Origin of the sequence: Helicobacter pylori, assembly GCF_016755635.1 — a bacterium.
GTDB lineage: Bacteria > Campylobacterota > Campylobacteria > Campylobacterales > Helicobacteraceae > Helicobacter > Helicobacter pylori_CQ.
In genome coordinates this window covers 1496046-1515004 of the sequence record NZ_CP051500.1, presented here as the reverse complement: position 1 = coordinate 1515004, position 18959 = coordinate 1496046, and the positions used below count along the sequence as shown (strand labels likewise).

Genomic DNA, 18959 nt, shown 5'->3' with positions numbered 1-18959 from the left:
CAATCCTTTCTCAAGGCTTAATGGTAACTAACACGCTCATCCCTACCCTAAAATTTTCCAGCTTTTCTAAGGGTATGGCCTCCACTTCATAGCTTTTCATGTCGTAAGTGTTGGAATTATTTGTCGCTTTCCAGGTCGCAAAATCCCCCATCACGCTCAAATATTTGACCCTGAATTTCGCGCTTTTTTTCAACGCCGGGATATAACCTTCAAATTCCTTGCCCACTTCAAATTGAGTCAAATACTTTTCAGGAACGCTGATTTTTAACCAACTATCCTTTAAATCTATCATTAAAACCACAGGAAAGCCTTTCGGGCTAAGCTCGCCACCGCTTAAAAGCACATTACTCACTTCCCCATCAATTGGGGCTGTAGCTTTGACATCTTTTAAATAAGACTCCACTTCATTCACTTGCCCTAAAGCCGCGCTCTCTTTAGCCTTAGCGGCAATCTTGCTTTCAGAGCTCGCCCCCCCTAAAGCCATTTTATACTTTTGGTAAGCCGCGCTCTCGTTGTATTTAGTGCTTTCATAAGCCGCATAGGCTTCATCGCGCTTTTGCAAACTCGCCACGCCATTATCATACAAATCCTGAACGCGCTTATAAGTCTCTTTGGCTAAAGTCGCTTGAGATTTTGCCGCTTGCCAAATATCTCTTGCAGAATTGATCGTTTCATCTCTTGAGCCTCTTTTGACTTCATCACTAAGCGCTTTAGCGGCTTTATGCCCGGCTTCAGCTTGAGCGAGCTTGGCTTCTAATTCAGGGCTAGAAATGCTAAAAACCAAATCGCCCTTTTTAATGTGATCGCCTTTTTTGACAAACACCTTTTCAATGCGGCCAGGGACTTTGGAGCTCACGCTGTATTCTCTGGCCTCCAAAAACCCTTGCAACACTTCAGCCTTAGGGCGATAGGCTAAATAAAAAAGCACGATTAGCCCTAATAATAAAGCCCCACCCCCTGTAAGAATCGCTTTATTTTTATCCAACATGCTATTTGACATGATTTTTTCCTTTAATAAACAAATTCATAAAATAAATCAATATGATCGCTTAACGCCATTAAATTCGCTAATGAAACAATGTATTTATAAGCCACGCTTTTTTGCTCCACGATGATAGAAGAAAGCGTGTTCCTCGCATCAATGACTTGGGCGTTCGTGCTTAAGCCTTGTAAAAAAGCCTGCTCTTGGAGTTTTAGATTTTCCTTGGCTAATTCCACGCTAGAAAGCAGGCTTTTGTATTCTTTCAAATAAGAAAGCGTCTCTTTATAAGTCTTATTCACTAACAATTCCATGTTTTTTTTAGCCTGGATTTGTTCGCTACTCACTTGCAACTCGGCTAATTTGCTCGCTTGGTATTTTTGGATACGCCCTGTGGGAGAAAGAATAGGCATGCGCCCGGCTACGCCCACAAACCAACTAGGGATCATGTCTTCAAACACCGAATTGTTTTGTTTCATGAGATAAGAGCCAAAAAAACTCACTTGGGGCAAGAATTTAGCGATCTGTAGTTTGGTGTTTTCTTTAGAAATTTGAACCTGATTTTCTAAAGTCTTTAAAGCCGGGTAAGAATTGAGCGTGGAAGAGACAAAAAAGCTCAAATCGGGCAGATTTTTCTCGGTGTGGATCTCTAATTTGCTTGAAGGCGCTAGATCGTCCTTGCTAGATAAAATGGAATTGAACGAGAGCTGCGAAACTTCTAACACGTCTTTAGCCTTAACGCTAGCGATATGGGCCTTATCATAAGCCACTTGAGCGCCTAAGGTTTCTACCCTAGCGATTTGCCCCACTTTTTGCATTTTTAAAGCGTTTTGGAAATGCTTATAATGGCCTTTTTCCACCTCTTCTAAAGTTTCAGCCACTTCTGCGTTTAACACCATGCCATAATACACGCTCACAAGCTCTTGAAAAGTGGAAAGCTTTTTCAAGCGATACACTTCATTAGCGTCTTTTTGCATCAAATCCGCAATGCGCACCATCGTGAATCTTGCCCCACCCATATAAAGGGGATAAATAATGCTCAAAGCCCCAATCACCACATTTTGCTTAGAAAACAATAAGGGGGCTTCTAAAGTGCTACTCAAAGCCCCAAAACCTTGCATCACCCCTTGCATGCCCGCTTGGATTTGAGGGGTTAATACTTGAGGGGGGATATTTTGCTGAATGTTTTGCAAGCCTTGATGGATCTGGTTGGTGGCTTTTTGCACGCCCGGTTGTTTTTGGCTGGCAAAATCCATTTTAATGGGGTTAGAGAGGTACACATAAAAAGCGCTCAAATCAATTTGAGGCAAAAAAGAAAGCTTAGCCGCTAATTTCATTTTACTCGCTCTTTTAATGGCGTATTCTTGCGCATGCAAGCCTTCATGGTTGGATAACACCCTATTCCATGCGTTTTTTAAAGAGAGTTTTTGGGCGTTAGGGTGGTTCAAAGGTAGGCTGTCTTCAGCCAAATTCAAAGAAGAAGGCTCGGTTTTAGGAACTCCATCAACAGCGCTTAAAGAGCTATTGAATAATAAGCCCAATACAAAGAGGGTTGTTTTTTTCATGCTTCATTTTCTCCCTGATCTTGTTTAACCGCTTTTAAGCGTTTTATCCTGGCCCCATCCACGCTTAACACTTCAAAAGAATACCCATGCGAAACGATTGTATCTCCCTCCATAGGCATGCGCTCTAACAAGCTAAAAACATAGCCCCCAAGCGTTACCTGCTCGCATTCTTTGTCAAATTCAATGCGAAGCACTTCTTCTACGCTCTCTAAATCCAGCATGCCCTCTAATTCAAACACGCCCTCTTCAAGCTTGTTCACGCCCTCTTGTTTCAAATCGTATTCGTCGCTAATCTCGCCCATGATCTCTTCAATAATGTCTTCCATAGTGAGCAACCCGGCCGTGCCGCCGTATTCATCAATCACCAAAGCGGTATGGATTTGCTCTTTTTTCATTTTAATAAGGATTTGAGAAATGGAAGCGCTCTCAGGGACGATAATCATTTTCCTAACGATTTGATTGAAATCATGCATTTTGGGAGTAAAAATAGAGCGAGAAAGCAAGTCCCTAATATGCACCATGCCAATAATATTATCCTTAGAACCCTTGCAATAAGGGTAGCGCGTGAAGTGGCTTTTTAAAACAATGTCTATATTTTCTTCATAGCTGTTTTCTTCGTCCAAACACACCATGTCTTTTCGTGGGGTCATGATTTCTTTAGCGCTCGTGTCAGAAAAATCCACCGCGTTTTTAATGATTTCCCCCTCCACCGAATCAATGATGCCCTCTCTCAAACTCTCGCCCACAATGATTTTTAACTCTTCTTCAGAATGCATGCCGTCATGTTCTTTAGGATTGACGCCCATCTTTTTCAAAAAAAAATGAGCGATCACATCAAACAAACGCACCACCGGATAAAACACCACCCAAAACACATGCAAAGGGCGCGCGGCAAAAAGAGCGGCTTTTTCAGATTTAGCGATCGCTAAAGATTTAGGCACAATCTCGCCCAACACGACATGCAAAAAAGTGATGCTTAAAAACGCTATGACCACGCTCATTGAATGGATAAAAATAGGATTTTCTCTCAAATCCATAGACTCAAACAGCGCGGCTAACAATTTTGCGATAGCGGGCTCACCCACCCAGCCTAAAGCTAATGAAGAAAGGGTGATGCCTAACTGCGTGGCGCTCAAATAAGTGTCTAGTCTTTGACTCATCTTTAAAGCGAGTTTAGCGTTGGAATTACCGATTTTAACCAGCTCTTCTAAGCGGGTTTTACGCACTTTCACAAGGGCAAACTCTGAAAGCACAAAAAAAGCGTTCAACAGCACCAATAAAAAAGCAACCATCAACATCAAAATCGATTCAGACGGATCCAAATAAGCTCCTTGATTCCTCCCCATGATTTAAACCTAAAACCTAACGATAAATATAAAATAAATATAAAATCTTAGAATTTTAACATAAAAGATTAAGCCTAACTTTAAAAATCAAGCCTTTAAAAACCCTAGAAATACTTTTCTATAAAACCAAGAGCCACAAAAAGAAGCGCCCCCAAAAACGCAGAAACCGGCACGGTTACAAGCCAAGCGGTAACAATCTTTTTTAAAATGGAGCGTTTGATCACTTCTTCTTTATACACTTTTTTAAGCGACTTTTTTTCTTTCTTTTTCAATTCCAAAGCGATGGCGGTGTTCTTGCTTTTTTTCAAGCTCTCTAGCATGAGCGATTTTTCTTTCAAATTGGCTTTATCAAAGCGCTCTAAAAAGCCTTCAATTTCTTCTAAATCTTCCCCAAAGTGCGCCGCTACAATATTATCTCTGATCCTAGCAAAACGCCTTCTTGATTGCTCTCTTAAGCGCTCCCTTAAAAAGCCCACCCCAAACACCGCACCCACCACAATATGCGTAGAGCTCACAGGCAAGCCTAATTGAGAGGCTAAAAGCACGGTGATGACTGCAGAAAGCGCGATGCAAAAAGCTTGCATTTTGTCTAATTCTGTGATTTCAGACCCCACCGTTTTAATGAGCTTTGGCCCATACAAACTCAAGCCTAAAGCAATCCCAGCTGCCCCCACTACCATAATCCACAACGGCACAGAGCTTAAAGTATTCCCTATAGGGCTATTTGCATCTTCTAAAGTTTGACTGATCGCCGCTAAAGGGCCTATAGCGTTAGCCACATCATTAGCCCCATGTGCAAAGCTTAAAAGCGCAGCAGCAAAAATCAAAGGGACATTAAAAAGCTCATTAATGCTTTCATGGCTGTTTTCTAATTGCGGGGCTTTCTTTAACACAAATCTTTTAAAAAGGATAAAGATTAAAAGCGCAAGGATACAACCGCAAGCCAGCTGGATTTCAAAATTCAGCGCATAGAGGCGTTTTAAAACCTTAACCATCAAATACCAGCTAAAGGTTAAGCTCATCAACGCTACCAAATAAGGCACGACCTTTAAAGCCGCGCTCTTTTTATCTTCTTTATAAGCGATAGTCTTTTTAATGAGCATTAAAAAAAACATGGCTATCAAAGCCCCCATTAAAGGCGAGATTACCCAACTGGCCACAATGCCTGATAAAAAATGCCAATTGACAGCAGACATTCCAGCTGCTGCCATTCCAGCCCCCATAATCCCCCCCACTACAGAGTGTGAAGTGGAAACAGGAGCACCAATTAAAGTCGCTACATGCAACCACAACGCCCCACTGAGTAAGCTAGCCAACATGACATTGATGAAAACATGCGCATCATTAATAAATTCAGGCGAAACGATACGGCCCTTAATCGTAGAAACCACTTCCCCCCCAGCAATGATCGCTCCAAGCATTTCGCAAATCGCAGCAATCAAAATCGCCCCACCCATGCTAATGGCTTTAGAGCCTACAGCAGGGCCGACATTGTTAGACACATCATTCGCGCCAATATTCATCGCCATATAGCCCCCAATCACGGCCGCAAAAATGAGCAACAATCCCTTAGAATTAGCCTGCCCAAAAATGAGAGCGAGCAAAGCGGCACCGATGAGGAACAAAAGAGCGAGAGCGATCTTTAAAGTGTCTTTTTGGAGTTTTTTGGAAGCTTTTTCAAACTCTTTGATGTTTTTAATTTCCATATCGTCATAAAAACCTTATTCTAATAGTGGCTCTATTCTATCCAATTAGCCCTTGAGCCACTCTTAAAAAGCGTTGTTTGATAAAAATGGCTCATTATATGGTATCTTAAAGTAAAATTTTAAAAATAAGGTTTTTAAAAATGATAGAATTTAGCGATGAAGATTTACAAAAACCGGTGCGTATTGTAATAGAAAAAATCCGCCCTTACTTGCTCAAAGATGGCGGCAATATTGAAGTGCTAGGGGTGAAAAGCATGAAAATTTATGTGGCTTTAGAGGGAGCGTGTAAGACTTGCTCTAGCAGTAAAATCACTTTAAAAAATGTCATTGAAAGGCAGCTTAAAATGGACATTCACCCCAATTTAGAAGTGGTGTGCTTAGAAAACGCTAAGGAGTTTGATAAGCTTTAAGGATTATAGGCATGCAAAAGTTTGATTATGAATTTAAAAAGCGCGCGTTGATTAAAGATGGCTTTTTAGCGTTCAAGCAAGCCCATTACGCTGAAGCGTTACGCCTTTTTTCTGAAGTGTTGTTTTTGGATAAAGACAACCAAAAAGCCAAAGTGGGGGCGTTATTAAGCGACATCGCTAAAGATTTCCCTAAAGAAGCCCATAGCTTTTATGAATTGTATCAAAGCTTGATCGCTATGCAAAAACGGAGTTTAAAAAACCAGGCTGAAGAGCAAATCATCAATTTGATCGCTTCTTTTGATGAGGGATTGAACCAAATGACTGAAAAGATTGATGCTCAAATTTCTCAAAAAGGCGAGGAGTTGAACGGCATTTTGTATGCGGATTTCAAACGCTTGAGCTTGGAGCGCGGCTTTAAGGAAGCGTTTGAGGATTTGATGTTCAGCTCTAGGGTGATTTTTGACAATAAAGAGGATTTTTATGAATTTTTGAAAGAATTGAACCACTATGGCTATTACGAATTAGCAATCAATTACATTGAAAACATGCATGAAGATTCTTTTATTTACGATAAATTTTTGCGTTCTCTTTTAGAAGACGCCCTCAAATCCAATAAGGCTTAAAGAATGAAGCTTAAAAAAACCTTGACTTATCAAAACCACGCCTATTCTTTTTTAAGCGATAACACGCATGAAGTTTTAGAAAACCCCAAAGAAATCCTTTTTGTCAAAACGCCTTTAAATGAAAAATACTCTCCTTTAATTGCAGAAAAAAACCTGGCTATTTTAGATTTTAACGAGCTTAAAAACTACTTTGATTTTAAGATTAAAATTGTAGGAATTACTGGCACTAATGGTAAAACGACCACAGCGAGCTTGATGTATTCCTTGCTCTTAGATTTGAATAAAAAGACCGCTCTTTTAGGCACAAGGGGGTTTTTTATTAACGATGAACGCATCAAAGAAAAGGGCTTGACCACGCCCACCCTTTTAGAGCTTTATAGCGATTTAGAAGAAGCGATTCGTTTGGGGTGTGAATACTTTATCATGGAAGTGAGCTCCCATGCGATTGTCCAAAAGCGCATCGCTGGGCTTGATTTTGCTCTTAAAATCTTAACCAATATCACAAGCGATCATTTAGATTTCCATCAAAATATAGAAAATTACAGAGACGCTAAAAACAGCTTTTTTAAAGATGAGGGCTTGAAAGTGATCAACAGAGATGAAACAAACGCCCTTTTTAACCCCATTAACGCGCACACTTACGCGCTAGATAAAAAAGCGCATTTAAACATTCAAGCCTTTTCGCTCAACCCCTTTATTAGCGCGTCTTTATGCTACCAACAAGATTTAAGAGATCCTAATCTTAAAGAAATCGCCCTTATGCATTCCCCCCTTTTAGGGCGTTACAACCTTTATAATATTTTAGCGGGCGTTTTAGGGGTCAAATTACTCACTCAATTACCGCTAGAAGCAATCGCGCCGTTATTAGAAAACTTTTATGGGGTGAAGGGGCGTTTGGAAATTGTGCATTCTAAACCTTTAGTGGTTGTGGATTTTGCCCACACCACAGACGGCATGCAACAAGTCTTTGAAAGCTTTAAAAATCAAAAAATCACCGCTCTTTTTGGGGCAGGGGGTGATAGGGATAAAACCAAGCGCCCTAAAATGGGAGCGATAGCGAGTTGTTACGCGCATCAAATCATCTTAACTTCAGACAACCCCAGAAGCGAAAACGAAGAAGACATTATCAAGGATATTTTAAAAGGCATCAATGATTCTTCTAAAGTCATTGTAGAAAAAGACCGAAAAAAAGCCATTTTAAACGCTTTAGAAAATTTAAAAGACGATGAGGTGTTATTGATTTTAGGCAAGGGCGATGAAAACACTCAAATCTTTAAAGACAAAACGATTTTTTTTAGCGACCAAGAGATCGTTAAAAGCTATTACCAACATTTAAAACAAGGATAAAACATGCAAGAATTCAGTTTGTGGTGCGATTTTATAGAAAGAGATTTTTTAGAAAACGACTTTTTAAAGCTCATCAATAAGGGGGCTATTTGTGGGGCGACGAGTAACCCTAGTTTGTTTTGTGAAGCGATCACCAAAAGTGCGTTTTATCAAGATGAAATCGCTAAACTCAAAGGCAAAAAAGCTAAAGAAATTTATGAAACTTTGGCGTTAAAGGATATTTTACAAGCCTCTAGCGCGTTGATGCCTTTATATGAAAAAGACCCTAACAATGGCTACATTAGCCTAGAAATTGACCCTTTTTTAGAAGATGATGCCCCTAAAAGCATTGATGAAGCCAAGCGCTTATTCAAAACATTAAACCGCCCTAATGTGATGATTAAAGTCCCGGCGAGTGAGAGCGGGCTTGAAGTGGTTAGCGCTTTAACTCAAGCCTCTATTCCTATTAATGTAACTTTAGTCTTTTCGCCTAAAATCGCTAACAAAACCGCTCAAATCTTAGCCAAAGAAGCGCAAAAAAGAGCGGTCATTAGCGTGTTTGTTTCACGATTTGACAAAGAAATAGATCCTTTAGTGCCAAAAAACTTGCAAGCTAAAAGCGGGATTATCAACGCTACCGAGTGCTATTATCAAATCAGTCAGCATGCTAATACGCTAATAAGCACCCTTTTTGCATCCACCGGCGTTAAATCCAATTCTTTAGCCAAAGATTATTACATTAAAGCGCTGTGTTTTAAAAACTCTATCAATACAGCCCCCCTAGAGGCTTTAAACGCTTATTTGCTTGACCCAAACACCGAGTATCAAACCCCTTTAAAAAGTGCAAAAATTGAAGCGTTCAAAAAAGAATTAAAAACGCACAACATTGATTTGGAAAACACCGCTCAAAAACTCCTTAAAGAAGGCTTGATAGCGTTCAAACAATCCTTTGAAAAGCTTTTAAGCAGTTTTTGATTTTTAAGGGTTTTTTGGATAGAATAAGCCCTTATTTTATTTTAAAGGATTGACATGTTAGAAGGCGTTATTAGAGAGAGTATTACTAAAGCTAACGCTAAAGCTTTAAAAAAAGATGGCTATCTAATCGCAAATGTTTATGGAAAGGGTATTGAAAATGTGAATGGTGCGTTCAAATTAAACCCTTTCATTAAATACCTTAAGGAAAAAAAGCATTTGATTTTTCCGGTGAAATTAGGGGATAAGACTTTTGAAGTCGTGGTTCAAGAATACCAAAAAAACCCTGTTACTAACGAGCTTATCCATGTGGATTTACTCGCTGTTACTAAGGGCGTGAAGTCTAAGTTTAAAGTCCCTGTTAAACACCAAGGCACTCCAGTGGGCTTGAAAAATAAAGGGATTTTGATGCTCTCTAAAAAGCGTATCAGCGTGGAATGCACTCCAGAGTATTTGCCCGATCACTATTTAGTGGATGTAGCCCCTTTAGACGTGAATGAGTCCGTTTTGGTGCGCGATTTAGAAAAACACGAAAATGTGAAGATCTTAGATCATGATTCTATCGCTGTGATCGGTGTGATTAAAGCGAAGTGATTTTAGGTTATGACGCTTTTAGTAGGTTTAGGCAATCCTACTTTGCGTTACGCTCACACCAGACACAACGCTGGTTTTGATATTTTAGATTCGCTCGTTAGCGAATTGGATCTTTCTTTCACTTTTTCTCCCAAACACAACGCTTGTTTATGCGTTTATAAGGATTTTATCTTCCTAAAGCCCCAAACTTACATGAATTTAAGTGGCGAGAGCGTTTTAAGCGCTAAAAATTTTTACAAAACTAAAGAGCTTTTAATTGTCCATGACGACTTGGATTTGGATTTAGGCGTTGTGAGGTTTAAAAATGGTGGGGGGAATGGAGGGCATAACGGCTTAAAATCCATTGATTTATTGTGTTCTAATTCTTATTATCGCTTGAGAGTGGGGATTTCTAAAGGAATGGGCGTGGTTGAGCATGTGCTTTCAAAATTCCACAAAAACGAAGAGCCTTTAAAAAACGCTGTGTTTGAACATGCCAAAAACGCCTTAAAATTTTTTATAGAAAGCCATGATTTTAACGCCATGCAAAATCGTTTCACGCTTAAAAAACCTTTAAAAATAGAAAATTAGGGGCTTAAAATGCGTTTGTTTAGATTTGTGGGGTGGTATTATTTCAAATACTTTTTAATCGTGCTTTTAGCTTTAGAATTGTTTTTTGTAGGCATTGACAGCCTAAAATACGCCGATAAAATGCCCGATTCTGCGAACATGATCATCTTATTTTTCACCTATGACATTTTATTTGCGCTCAATTACACCTTGCCCATTTCCTTGCTTTTGGCGATGGTTTTATTTTATATCGCCTTCATTAAGTCCAACCAATACACCGCCCTGCTCTCCATTGGCTTTTCCAAATGCCAGATTTTAAGCCCTATTTTTTTGATTAGCTTGTTTTTCACGGCCGTTTATGTGGGGTTGAATGCGACTCCTTTTGTGTATATGGAAGAGAAAACGCAAAATTTGATCTATAAAGACAATTCTTTGAGCGTTTCAGAGCATTTGTTAGTGAAATATAATGACGATTACGTGTATTTTGATAAGATTAACCCCTTATTGCAAAAAGCCCAAAATATCAAGGTGTTTCGCCTAAAAGATAAGACTTTAGAATCTTATGCTGAAGCTAAAGAAGCTTTTTTTGAAGACAAATATTGGATCTTGCATGACACTACCATCTATGAAATGCCCTTAAGTTTTGAACTGGGTGCAAACGCTTTAAACACCACGCGTTTAGAAACCTTTAAAACGCTCAAAAATTTCCGCCCTAAAGTTTTAGACACCATCTATCAAAACAAGCCTGCGGTTTCTATCACAGACGCTCTTTTATCCTTGCATGCTTTAGTGCACCAAAACGCAGACACGAAAAAAGTGCGCTCGTTTTTGTATGTGTTTGCGATTTTACCCTTTTTTGTGCCGTTTTTAAGCGTTTTAATCGCTTATTTTTCGCCCAGTCTCGCCCGCTATGAAAACCTGGCTCTTTTAGGGCTAAAGTTTATCATTATCACGCTCGTTGTTTGGGGGCTATTCTTTGCTTTAGGGAAGTTCAGCATTTCAGGGATACTCATTCCTGAAATAGGCGTGCTATCGCCCTTTTTCGTATTCTTATCCCTCAGTCTTTGGTATTTTAAAAAGCTTAATAAGAGATTGTGATTTTTAAATCTTATATGTTACTAAGTGGTTTTATTCTCTTAGTTTAAAGGTGGCTAGTGGAAAGATTTAATCTAAAAAACCGCCGGTATATCGGCTCAAAAACCAAGCTTATAGAGTGGGTATTTGGGAATTTAAAATTAAATAATATTAAAAGCGTGTGCGATATTTTTGCCGGAAGTGGGGTAGTAGCTGGTCAATTTGCCACTATTCCTAACATTAAAAACATTATTATAAATGATATTTTATTTTCTAATGAAATCATTTATCATGCTTTTTTTATGGGGCAAGACGCTGATTTTAAGGTGCTTGAAGAGCTGAAAGAATATTATACTCAAGCTTTAAAGCTAGAAGAAAATTATTTTAGCCAACATTTTAGCGACAAATTTTTCAGCTATAAAGATTGTGTCAAAATCGGTAGCATTAGAGAGCATATAGAAAGCTTGAATTTAGATAAATTAAATAAAGATATTTTATTAACAAGCTTGATTTATTCAATGGATAAGATAGCTAACACGGTAGGGCATTATGAATCTTATAGGAAAAAAGAGATTTTGCAAGATAGATTTATTTTTGAGCTTATTAGCCCTATAAAGCATGATAAAAATATCATGATAGAGAGAAAAAACGCTAACGAATTGGCTAAAACCTTAAAAATAGACTTAGTCTTTATTGACCCTCCATACAATTCAAGGCAATACAGCCGGTTTTATCATCTCTATGAAAACCTAGTGCAGTGGAAAAAACCCAAACTCTATGGAGCAGCTTTAAAGCCATCATGCGAGAACATGAGCGAATATTGTCGCTCTAATGCCAAGAAAGAATTGAGCGATTTAATTGAAAAACTAGATTGTAAAAGGATTGCTTTAACTTATAATAATACCTATAATTCTAAGTCTAGCTCTTCGCAAAATAAAATAGGCTTTAAAGATTTAGTGGAAATTTTAAGCCAAAAAGGAAAATTAAGCGTTAAAGAAAAGGCTCATAGTTTTTTTAATTCAGGAAAAACTGATTTTAAAGAGCATAAAGAATTTTTATTTATAGTGGAAGTGAAACCTTGAAAAAAGGTATTCGTTCTCCCTTTTTCTATGTAGGGGATAAATATAAACTCATGCCACAACTCAATAAACTATTCCCAAATAACATTAATCAATTTATTGAGCCTTTTGTGGGTGGGGGTAGCGTGTTTTTAAACACTAAGGCTAAAAGATACTTAGCTAATGACATAGATACTAATATTATCAATTTACATAAAACTTTAAGCAAGTTCAATGCTTGTGATCTTTTTGATGAATTGTCTAAAATCATCATTCATTATGGCTTGTCTTTCTCTTTTAAGGGGATTACGGCCCCTGATGAATTAAAAAAACAATATATAAAAACTTACTACGCTAAATACAATAAATTAGCTTATGAAAAACTAAGGGCTGATTTTAACTCCAATCAAAACAACATGCTCTATTTATATTTACTTTTAATTTATGGGTTTAATCACATGATTAGATTTAATTCTAAAGGGCTTTTTAATTTACCTGTAGGTAATGTAGATTTTAATGAAAATGTTTATAATGCCCTAAAAAACTACATAGATTTTATGCAACAAAACACCATTATTTTTCACAATGATGATTATATTGATTTCCTTAACCACACCACTTATTTAAAAGATGATTATGTTTATTTTGACCCCCCTTATTTAATCTCCAATAGTGAATACAACAAGTTATGGGATAGCGATAATGAGATAGCCTTATATGGTGTTTTAGATGGCCTAGATAAAAAGGGAGTTTTATTTGGTATAACCAATCTTATTTATCACAAGGGAGAGACTAATTTTATTTTAAAAGAATGGGCTAAAAAATATTATATTTTTAATATCAAAAGTAATTATATCAGTTATAATGACAACACTATTAAAGAAGATAGTCAAGAAATCTTTGTAACTAATTATAGGTAATTATTATGACTAAAAAACCGGCACGAAAAATTTTAAGCTTTTCAACCACTATGCGAAACCCTAAAAGAATAGGACAATTTTTAGCTGTTTTAGGAAAGTTTGAAAATCAAATCCTTAAATCTTCAACGATCATGCAAATTATCAAATCCGTTTTGGCTCATAGGCTTTATAGACCTACTTCTATCAATCAAAATAAAGAATTGAAAGAAAAATTTGACTCCAATGAATATATCTTTAGCGATGAAGAATTAGAGTGCATTATAGAAATATCCCCACAAAATCATAAAGAGATGGGCTTTGAGCATGGATGGGAAAGTCGGTTTGACACTTGGTATAAGCTTATGTGTGAGTTTGGTTTTTGCTACTATGCAAAATATGAGAAAATACTCATCAGCGATAGCGCTAAGATGCTTATTCTTGCTTATTACGATAAAGAAAACGATGCTTTTAAAGAAAGCGTTGATGAAAGCGTAGTTGGGGCTATATTTTTAAACGCTCTGTCTAAATATGAAGTAGGAAACCCTTACAAAAAAAATTTAAACCATAACAACCCCCTCAAACTATTGCTCTCGCTTTTAAAACGACTCAAAAATGCCCATCTAGCCCCCCTATCTGTCAAAGAAATCCCTATTTTACTTTGTTGGAAAGATGATAACGCCAATGGGCTTTATGATTACATTATTCATTTAAGACAAGAAATTGTTGCTATCAATAAGACAGAATTCAGCTACTCAGATGAATTTATCTATGAAAAATGCCTAAAACTTTTAGAAAGTGTTAATAAAACACGATTTAAAATGAGCCAAATCGCTAACGAAGCCGTTGATGAATACATTAGAAAAATGCGTATTACAGGACTTATTTCATTGCGTGGTAATGGTAGGTTTATTGATATTAATACTAATGAAAATAATAAAATAGATTACATTTTACAAACCCATAAGGCTTTTAAAGGGGATTATTTAAACGACACTCAAGCTAACAAACTCGCCTTTTTTAACTACATGTCAATCGTGGATAGCTTTCTTGTTAGTGTTACTCCAATCAGTGCTGATGAGAGCGTTAAATCAAGCAAATTGAATGAACTAGCAAACACTTATACTAAAGATTTTATCAAGCAAGAATTACTCATTACTTGTAACAAGCAAGAATCAAAAGATAGTTTTTTAAGACTCATTGATAAACCTTTACGCTTGGAATTTTTAAGCGCTATTTTCTTGAAACAACATTTTGAAAATTTAAGCGTGATACCCAATTATAAAAGCGATGATGAAGGCTTGCCCGTATACACAGCAAGCGGTAACAAACCTGATATTGTAGCTATGGACACAAAAGCCCAAAGTTATATAGAAGTGAGCTTGATTAGAGATAGAAGTCAAAGCGAAATGATACCTATTGCCAGACATTTAAAAGAATTGATTAAAAATAGCACCGATATTAGAGAAAAATTTAGTGTTTTTGTAGCTCCAAATATCCATGATGACGCCAAAGAATATGCGGAATTTGCCCAATTCAAAGACAATATTAATATATGTTGTTATGCTATTAATGATTTTATCAAAAAAGTAGAAAACAGCACAGAATGGTTACAGATCAATGATGATTTGAAAGCTTAAAGCGTCAAGCTTTCATCTCTAAGCCTTGCCTAATCCTTGCCTAAAAACCCTACCAAACTTAAAAAGTATAAACATAACGCAAATACATAGAATACTGACGGCGTAAGGTTTGGGTTAAGCTGAAATTGGTTTCTGCTCCGGTGATAGTGGTCGGTTGGCCATTCTCTAGCGGGCCTTGTTTTTTCGCCCTTATAGTAGTAGAGCCTTTGAAAAAGTAATTAGGGAGCGTGGGGATTTTGATACCAAACTCAATGCCATGGTGTTCAAAAATATTGGTTCTAACCCCCACATTCACTAAAAATTGGAAAATCGTGTGATTCACCTTAGCGTTTAATTTTCCTGTGGTATAAACGCTATTAGGATTAATCCCCACATCACAACTCGCCGGCGTCGTGTCCCCGCAAGTGATTGTGCCATCAGCGTTAGTCATGTAAGCGTCAGCGTCCGTATTGACGCCATAAACATACCCGTCCTTAAAATACCCCACACGATTGTTAGTCCAAGTGTTACCCGCAAAATTCACGCCTAGAAAAAACCCGGCCGTGGCCTTAGGCTTGTCTATAATGTTAAAAAGCATGTCTGTGCCCAAACCATAAGTATACATGTCTGCTTTTTGATCGCTCAAATAAAAAGGCGATATAGCGTTAGCGGCTCTGGAGTTAGAGAAGTTGGTATGCCCATAATCAAAAAAGCCATAATAACGCAACCCAAACCACCTTTTTTTACCGATAAAATGCTTATAGCCTGTCATCACGCCTAGCCCATACATCGGCTGGTTACGGCCAGGAATGTTTTTGTTGGTGCTAAGCATGGTGCGAGAAGTCCAATTGACTACGCAATTAGCTTTAGTGTAGCCTGGCGTTCCTGGCGTCCCTGAAGCTGGCTGACAGCCACCGGTCTGCCCGTCAGGGACTTTACCATTATCATTGGCTGAAACATCGCCAAAAGGCACTTGAAACAATTCGCCGTTTTTATAAGCGTTGGTCTTTTGATCAGCCCTACCCACTTCCAAGCTAATCCCCACAAACGCGCCATTCTTTTCATGGGCATTTAAGGGGTTTGTCAGCCATAACGAACTCAAAAGAGCGCCTAAAATTACCGAGCCTTTTTTAGAAATATCTAAAGATTGAGCTATCAAAACAGATTCCTTACGATTAAAATTTTTACAAACCATTTTGCAATCTTGCATTCTATTTTTCTTCTTTGTCATAAAATTGAACACCACTCTCTAGGGTCTCCGCTTAAGTGTTACTTTTTTAATTATTTTATTATAGCTAATTGCAATCTTAAAAGTCAAACAAAAACCACCCCTAAAATTCCCATAATAGTGGGATACTTGACAATAAAACCCTTTTATAGTAGATTAAAAACTCTTTAATTTTCCCATGAATAAAGGATTTTAAATGGATGCGATTTATCCTTATGTGTTGGTTGTTCATTTATTGTGCGCCATTATTTTTATTGGCTACTTGTTTTTTGATGGGGTAATTTTCCCTAATGTGAAGAAAATGTTTGGCGAAGAGTTTGCCAATAAAGCGAATACAGGAATCACTCAAAGAGCGATCAAAATCATGCCCTTATGCGTTTTAGGGCTTGTTTTAACAGGGGGCATGATGCTTAGTCAATACATGGGGGGCGATAAAGGCTGGTGTGAAACCCCTTTTCAAAAGATACTCATGCTTAAAGTGATCTTAGCGTTAAGCATTTTTCTTTTGGTGCTTTTTTCTTTATCGTGTAAGTTTTTGGGCAAGAAAAACCCTATTGGTAAATATATCCACCCTATCGCTCTAACTTTTGGCTTTTTAATCGCCATTTTAGCCAAAACGATGTGGTTTGTTTAAGAGCGTTTCAACCTCAAAGAATTTAAGACCACTAAGAGAGAGCTAGCGCTCATGCTCAAACTCGCTATTAAAGGGTTAATGTATCCTAGCATAGCGACTGGGATTAAAACAGCGTTATAAATCAAGCTCAAAACAATGTTTTGCAACACCACTTGATAGACTTTTTGAGCGTTATGAAACGCTTTTTCTAGCAAACTCAAATCCTCTTCTAAAAGCAAAATATCGCATGCGCTTTTACTCAAAGCGCTTTTTTCAAACCCCAAAGAAACGCTCGCTTGTTTTAAGGCCAGCGCGTCATTATTGCCATCGCCTATCATCGCACACACGCCCTTATAAGAACTGATGGTTTGAGCCTTATCTTCAGGGGTCAAATGGGCATGATACTTAGAAATCCCTAATTTTTTCGCGCACTCCTTAACCGAGCTTTCATTATCCCCGCTTAAAATTTCTAATTCTAAGCCTTGATTTTGTAAAGCCTGAATGACTTCTTTAGCGTTAGCTTTCAAACGCTCTTCTAAAATGAATAACGCGCATAAGGTCTTGTTTTTCGCAAAACCTACCATGATATTAGCGCCCTCTTTGACCTTTAAATCAACCCCCATAGCGTTTAAAAATTTCAAACTCCCCACTAGCAAAGTTTCGTTTTGATAGCTCGCTTTTAAGCCATGAGCGAAAAACTCTATCTTTTCTAAATTAACCTCATCGCCATCTAATGATTTAAGAATCGCGCTATGGGCTAAATGCTCCCTGGTTTTTAAAAGGCTCTTTAAAAGCCTTCCATCAAATTCTTCATAAATGATTTTTTCTTTTAAAAGGACTTCTTTTTGCGTGAGGGTGCCGGTTTTGTCTATAAAGATTTTTTTCACTTTAGCCAGAGTTTCTAAAAACAACGCTTCTTTAAACACGATCAAAGGGTTTTTAAACACCCCTATCACTAACGCAATGGGCGTAGCCAAGGCGAATGCGCAAGGGCAACTGATGACTAACACGCTAATACACACCATTAAGGCTTTTTCAAAATTACCCCCCAAACCAAATTGCCACAACAAAAAGCTTATAAAGGCTAAAAACAACACCGCTTTAGAAAAAATATCCGCAATTTGATTCGCGCTGCTCTCAATTAAGGGCTTTTCTAAAAAACTCTTTTTTAAAGTTTCTAACAAACTAGAAAGGCGTGAGTTTTGAAAATTTGCACTCACTTGATAGCTAAAAGGCACGCCCACATTCACATAACCCCCTAAAATTGGATCATTAACCCCCAATTCCAAAGGCTTAAACTCCCCACTGATCAAAGACGCATCCACGCTCGCGTTATTTAAAAGCACGCCATCTAGTGCGATTTTAGCCCCGCTTGGCACCCAAACAACAGAGCCTATCGCCACATCTTTAGGGTGTTTTTCTATTTGTTTGCCATTTTCTACAACGATCACGCTATGGATTTCATGCGATTCTAAGGCCAAACATTTTTCATTCGCAAACAGCCTGGCTTTTAATTCCAAAAACTTAGAGCCAAAAACAAGCGTTAGAATCGTGCTGCTCGCTTCAAAATAAGTCTCTTGAGACACTAACATGGCATAAATGGAATAAACAAACGCCGATAACGCTCCAAAAGACACGCTCAAATCCATGCCCAAAACGCCATTTTTTAGCCCATAAAACGCCCCCTTAATGAAAAAACGCCCCACCACCACTAACACCAACAAACTTAAAAAGAGCGATACGAGATCCAAATTCCTTTGCATGAGCTTATCCATGCCACTACCATAACCCGCACCGCCATAACTCGCGCTACCATAGCTTGCGTATTTAGCAATGGCAATAAACATCAAATTCATGGTAGCAAAAAACCCCACGCTTAAAGTGAGCAAATAGGAGCGTTGCTCTTTTTGGGCTTTTAGGGTGTAATTTTTTGCGTTATAAATTTTAGCCCCATAACCCAAACTTTCAATTTTTTGAATAATCTCTTTAGGGTTTAAGGACTTGTCAAACACGATTTGCAAGTGGTGGGTGGTGAAATTCACGCTCACTTTTTTAACCCCCTTCAAGCGCTCTAAAACCTTTTGATTGAGCCACAAGCAAGCGTTACAATGCGTTTTTTCTAGTAAAAGATTAAGGATAAAATCGCTTTTATTGTTTTCTTCAAGGGCTTGTTCTAATTCCAAAGCGCTCATTGAATTCTGGGGCGTTACGGGGGCTAGAGTGGAATCGTTTAACTTGTCATAAAAACTCTCTAAATTCAAATCCAACAACAACGCATACACCCTAGCGCACCCCGTGCAGCAAAAATACAATTCTTTATGATTGATCATCTCTTTAAAAAGCTCACTTTCTTTAAACTCCAACTGGCAATGCGAACATTTCATTTTTTTAATCCTTAATT

At 38.0% G+C, this 18959-nt stretch carries 17 protein-coding genes; 11 read left to right on the top strand and 6 right to left on the bottom strand.

Annotated features, from left to right (window positions below):
* Nucleotides 1–10: 10 nt before the first annotated feature.
* The 4 genes from HG567_RS07165 to HG567_RS07150 all read right to left on the bottom strand — a co-directional run bounded on the left by HG567_RS07165 (nucleotide 11) and on the right by HG567_RS07150 (nucleotide 5596).
* Nucleotides 11–1000, bottom strand: coding sequence for an HlyD family secretion protein (locus tag HG567_RS07165; protein WP_202139648.1), 990 nt, complete (start codon nucleotides 998–1000; stop codon nucleotides 11–13).
* Nucleotides 1001–1011: 11 nt separating this feature from the next.
* Nucleotides 1012–2544 (bottom strand): TolC family protein, encoded by a 1533-nt coding sequence (locus tag HG567_RS07160; protein WP_202139647.1) that lies wholly within the window; start codon nucleotides 2542–2544, stop codon nucleotides 1012–1014.
* Entirely contained in the window at nucleotides 2541–3890 is a 1350-nt protein-coding gene (locus HG567_RS07155) for a hemolysin family protein (RefSeq protein WP_202139646.1), read from the bottom strand. The genes HG567_RS07160 and HG567_RS07155 overlap by 4 nt, the downstream gene beginning before the upstream one ends.
* 104 nt (nucleotides 3891–3994) lie before the next feature.
* Complete coding sequence (locus tag HG567_RS07150) at nucleotides 3995–5596, bottom strand: inorganic phosphate transporter (protein ID WP_202163796.1); 1602 nt, start codon at nucleotides 5594–5596, stop codon at nucleotides 3995–3997.
* Between the two features lie 140 nt (nucleotides 5597–5736).
* Here HG567_RS07150 and HG567_RS07145 point away from each other — a divergent pair, with 140 nt between their 5' ends.
* From HG567_RS07145 to HG567_RS07100, 10 genes are read left to right on the top strand one after another with little or no spacing between them, the layout of a single operon-like run.
* Entirely contained in the window at nucleotides 5737–6006 is a 270-nt protein-coding gene (locus tag HG567_RS07145) for a NifU family protein (protein ID WP_000569296.1), read from the top strand.
* An 11-nt stretch (nucleotides 6007–6017) separates the two neighbouring features.
* The gene (locus HG567_RS07140) at nucleotides 6018–6629 is read left to right on the top strand and encodes a hypothetical protein (protein ID WP_001168590.1); all 612 of its coding nucleotides are present in this window, start codon (nucleotides 6018–6020) and stop codon (nucleotides 6627–6629) included.
* A gap of 3 nt (nucleotides 6630–6632) precedes the next feature.
* The gene (locus HG567_RS07135) at nucleotides 6633–7976 is read left to right on the top strand and encodes a UDP-N-acetylmuramoyl-L-alanyl-D-glutamate--2,6-diaminopimelate ligase (protein WP_202139644.1); all 1344 of its coding nucleotides are present in this window, start codon (nucleotides 6633–6635) and stop codon (nucleotides 7974–7976) included.
* A 3-nt stretch (nucleotides 7977–7979) separates the two neighbouring features.
* Nucleotides 7980–8930: a transaldolase gene (tal, locus tag HG567_RS07130; RefSeq protein WP_202139643.1), complete on the top strand. Its 951-nt coding sequence runs from the start codon at nucleotides 7980–7982 to the stop codon at nucleotides 8928–8930.
* A 54-nt stretch (nucleotides 8931–8984) separates the two neighbouring features.
* Nucleotides 8985–9521: a 50S ribosomal protein L25/general stress protein Ctc gene (locus tag HG567_RS07125; protein WP_128078564.1), complete on the top strand. Its 537-nt coding sequence runs from the start codon at nucleotides 8985–8987 to the stop codon at nucleotides 9519–9521.
* 9 nt (nucleotides 9522–9530) lie between these two features.
* The gene (gene pth, locus HG567_RS07120) at nucleotides 9531–10091 is read left to right on the top strand and encodes an aminoacyl-tRNA hydrolase (protein ID WP_202132825.1); all 561 of its coding nucleotides are present in this window, start codon (nucleotides 9531–9533) and stop codon (nucleotides 10089–10091) included.
* A 9-nt stretch (nucleotides 10092–10100) separates the two neighbouring features.
* Complete coding sequence (locus tag HG567_RS07115) at nucleotides 10101–11168, top strand: LptF/LptG family permease (RefSeq protein WP_202139641.1); 1068 nt, start codon at nucleotides 10101–10103, stop codon at nucleotides 11166–11168.
* Between the two features lie 56 nt (nucleotides 11169–11224).
* Nucleotides 11225–12226: a DNA adenine methylase gene (locus tag HG567_RS07110; RefSeq protein WP_202139640.1), complete on the top strand. Its 1002-nt coding sequence runs from the start codon at nucleotides 11225–11227 to the stop codon at nucleotides 12224–12226.
* Nucleotides 12227–12276: 50 nt separating this feature from the next.
* Complete coding sequence (locus HG567_RS07105; protein WP_237392958.1) at nucleotides 12277–13122, top strand: Dam family site-specific DNA-(adenine-N6)-methyltransferase; 846 nt, start codon at nucleotides 12277–12279, stop codon at nucleotides 13120–13122.
* Nucleotides 13123–13127: 5 nt separating this feature from the next.
* Nucleotides 13128–14738 (top strand): AlwI family type II restriction endonuclease, encoded by a 1611-nt coding sequence (locus tag HG567_RS07100; protein ID WP_202139638.1) that lies wholly within the window; start codon nucleotides 13128–13130, stop codon nucleotides 14736–14738.
* A 58-nt stretch (nucleotides 14739–14796) separates the two neighbouring features.
* Here the strand turns inward: HG567_RS07100 and HG567_RS07095 are convergent, their stop codons facing one another.
* Nucleotides 14797–15963 (bottom strand): outer membrane protein, encoded by a 1167-nt coding sequence (locus HG567_RS07095; RefSeq protein WP_202139637.1) that lies wholly within the window; start codon nucleotides 15961–15963, stop codon nucleotides 14797–14799.
* 178 nt (nucleotides 15964–16141) lie between these two features.
* Between HG567_RS07095 and HG567_RS07090 the strand changes: the two genes are divergently transcribed.
* Nucleotides 16142–16579, top strand: coding sequence for a CopD family copper resistance protein (locus tag HG567_RS07090; protein WP_000338876.1), 438 nt, complete (start codon nucleotides 16142–16144; stop codon nucleotides 16577–16579).
* Here HG567_RS07090 and HG567_RS07085 read toward each other — a convergent pair.
* Nucleotides 16576–18942, bottom strand: a complete 2367-nt coding sequence (locus tag HG567_RS07085; RefSeq protein ID WP_202163795.1) for a heavy metal translocating P-type ATPase — start codon at nucleotides 18940–18942, stop codon at nucleotides 16576–16578. The genes HG567_RS07090 and HG567_RS07085 overlap by 4 nt on opposite strands.
* Between the last annotated feature and the right edge of the window lie 17 nt (nucleotides 18943–18959).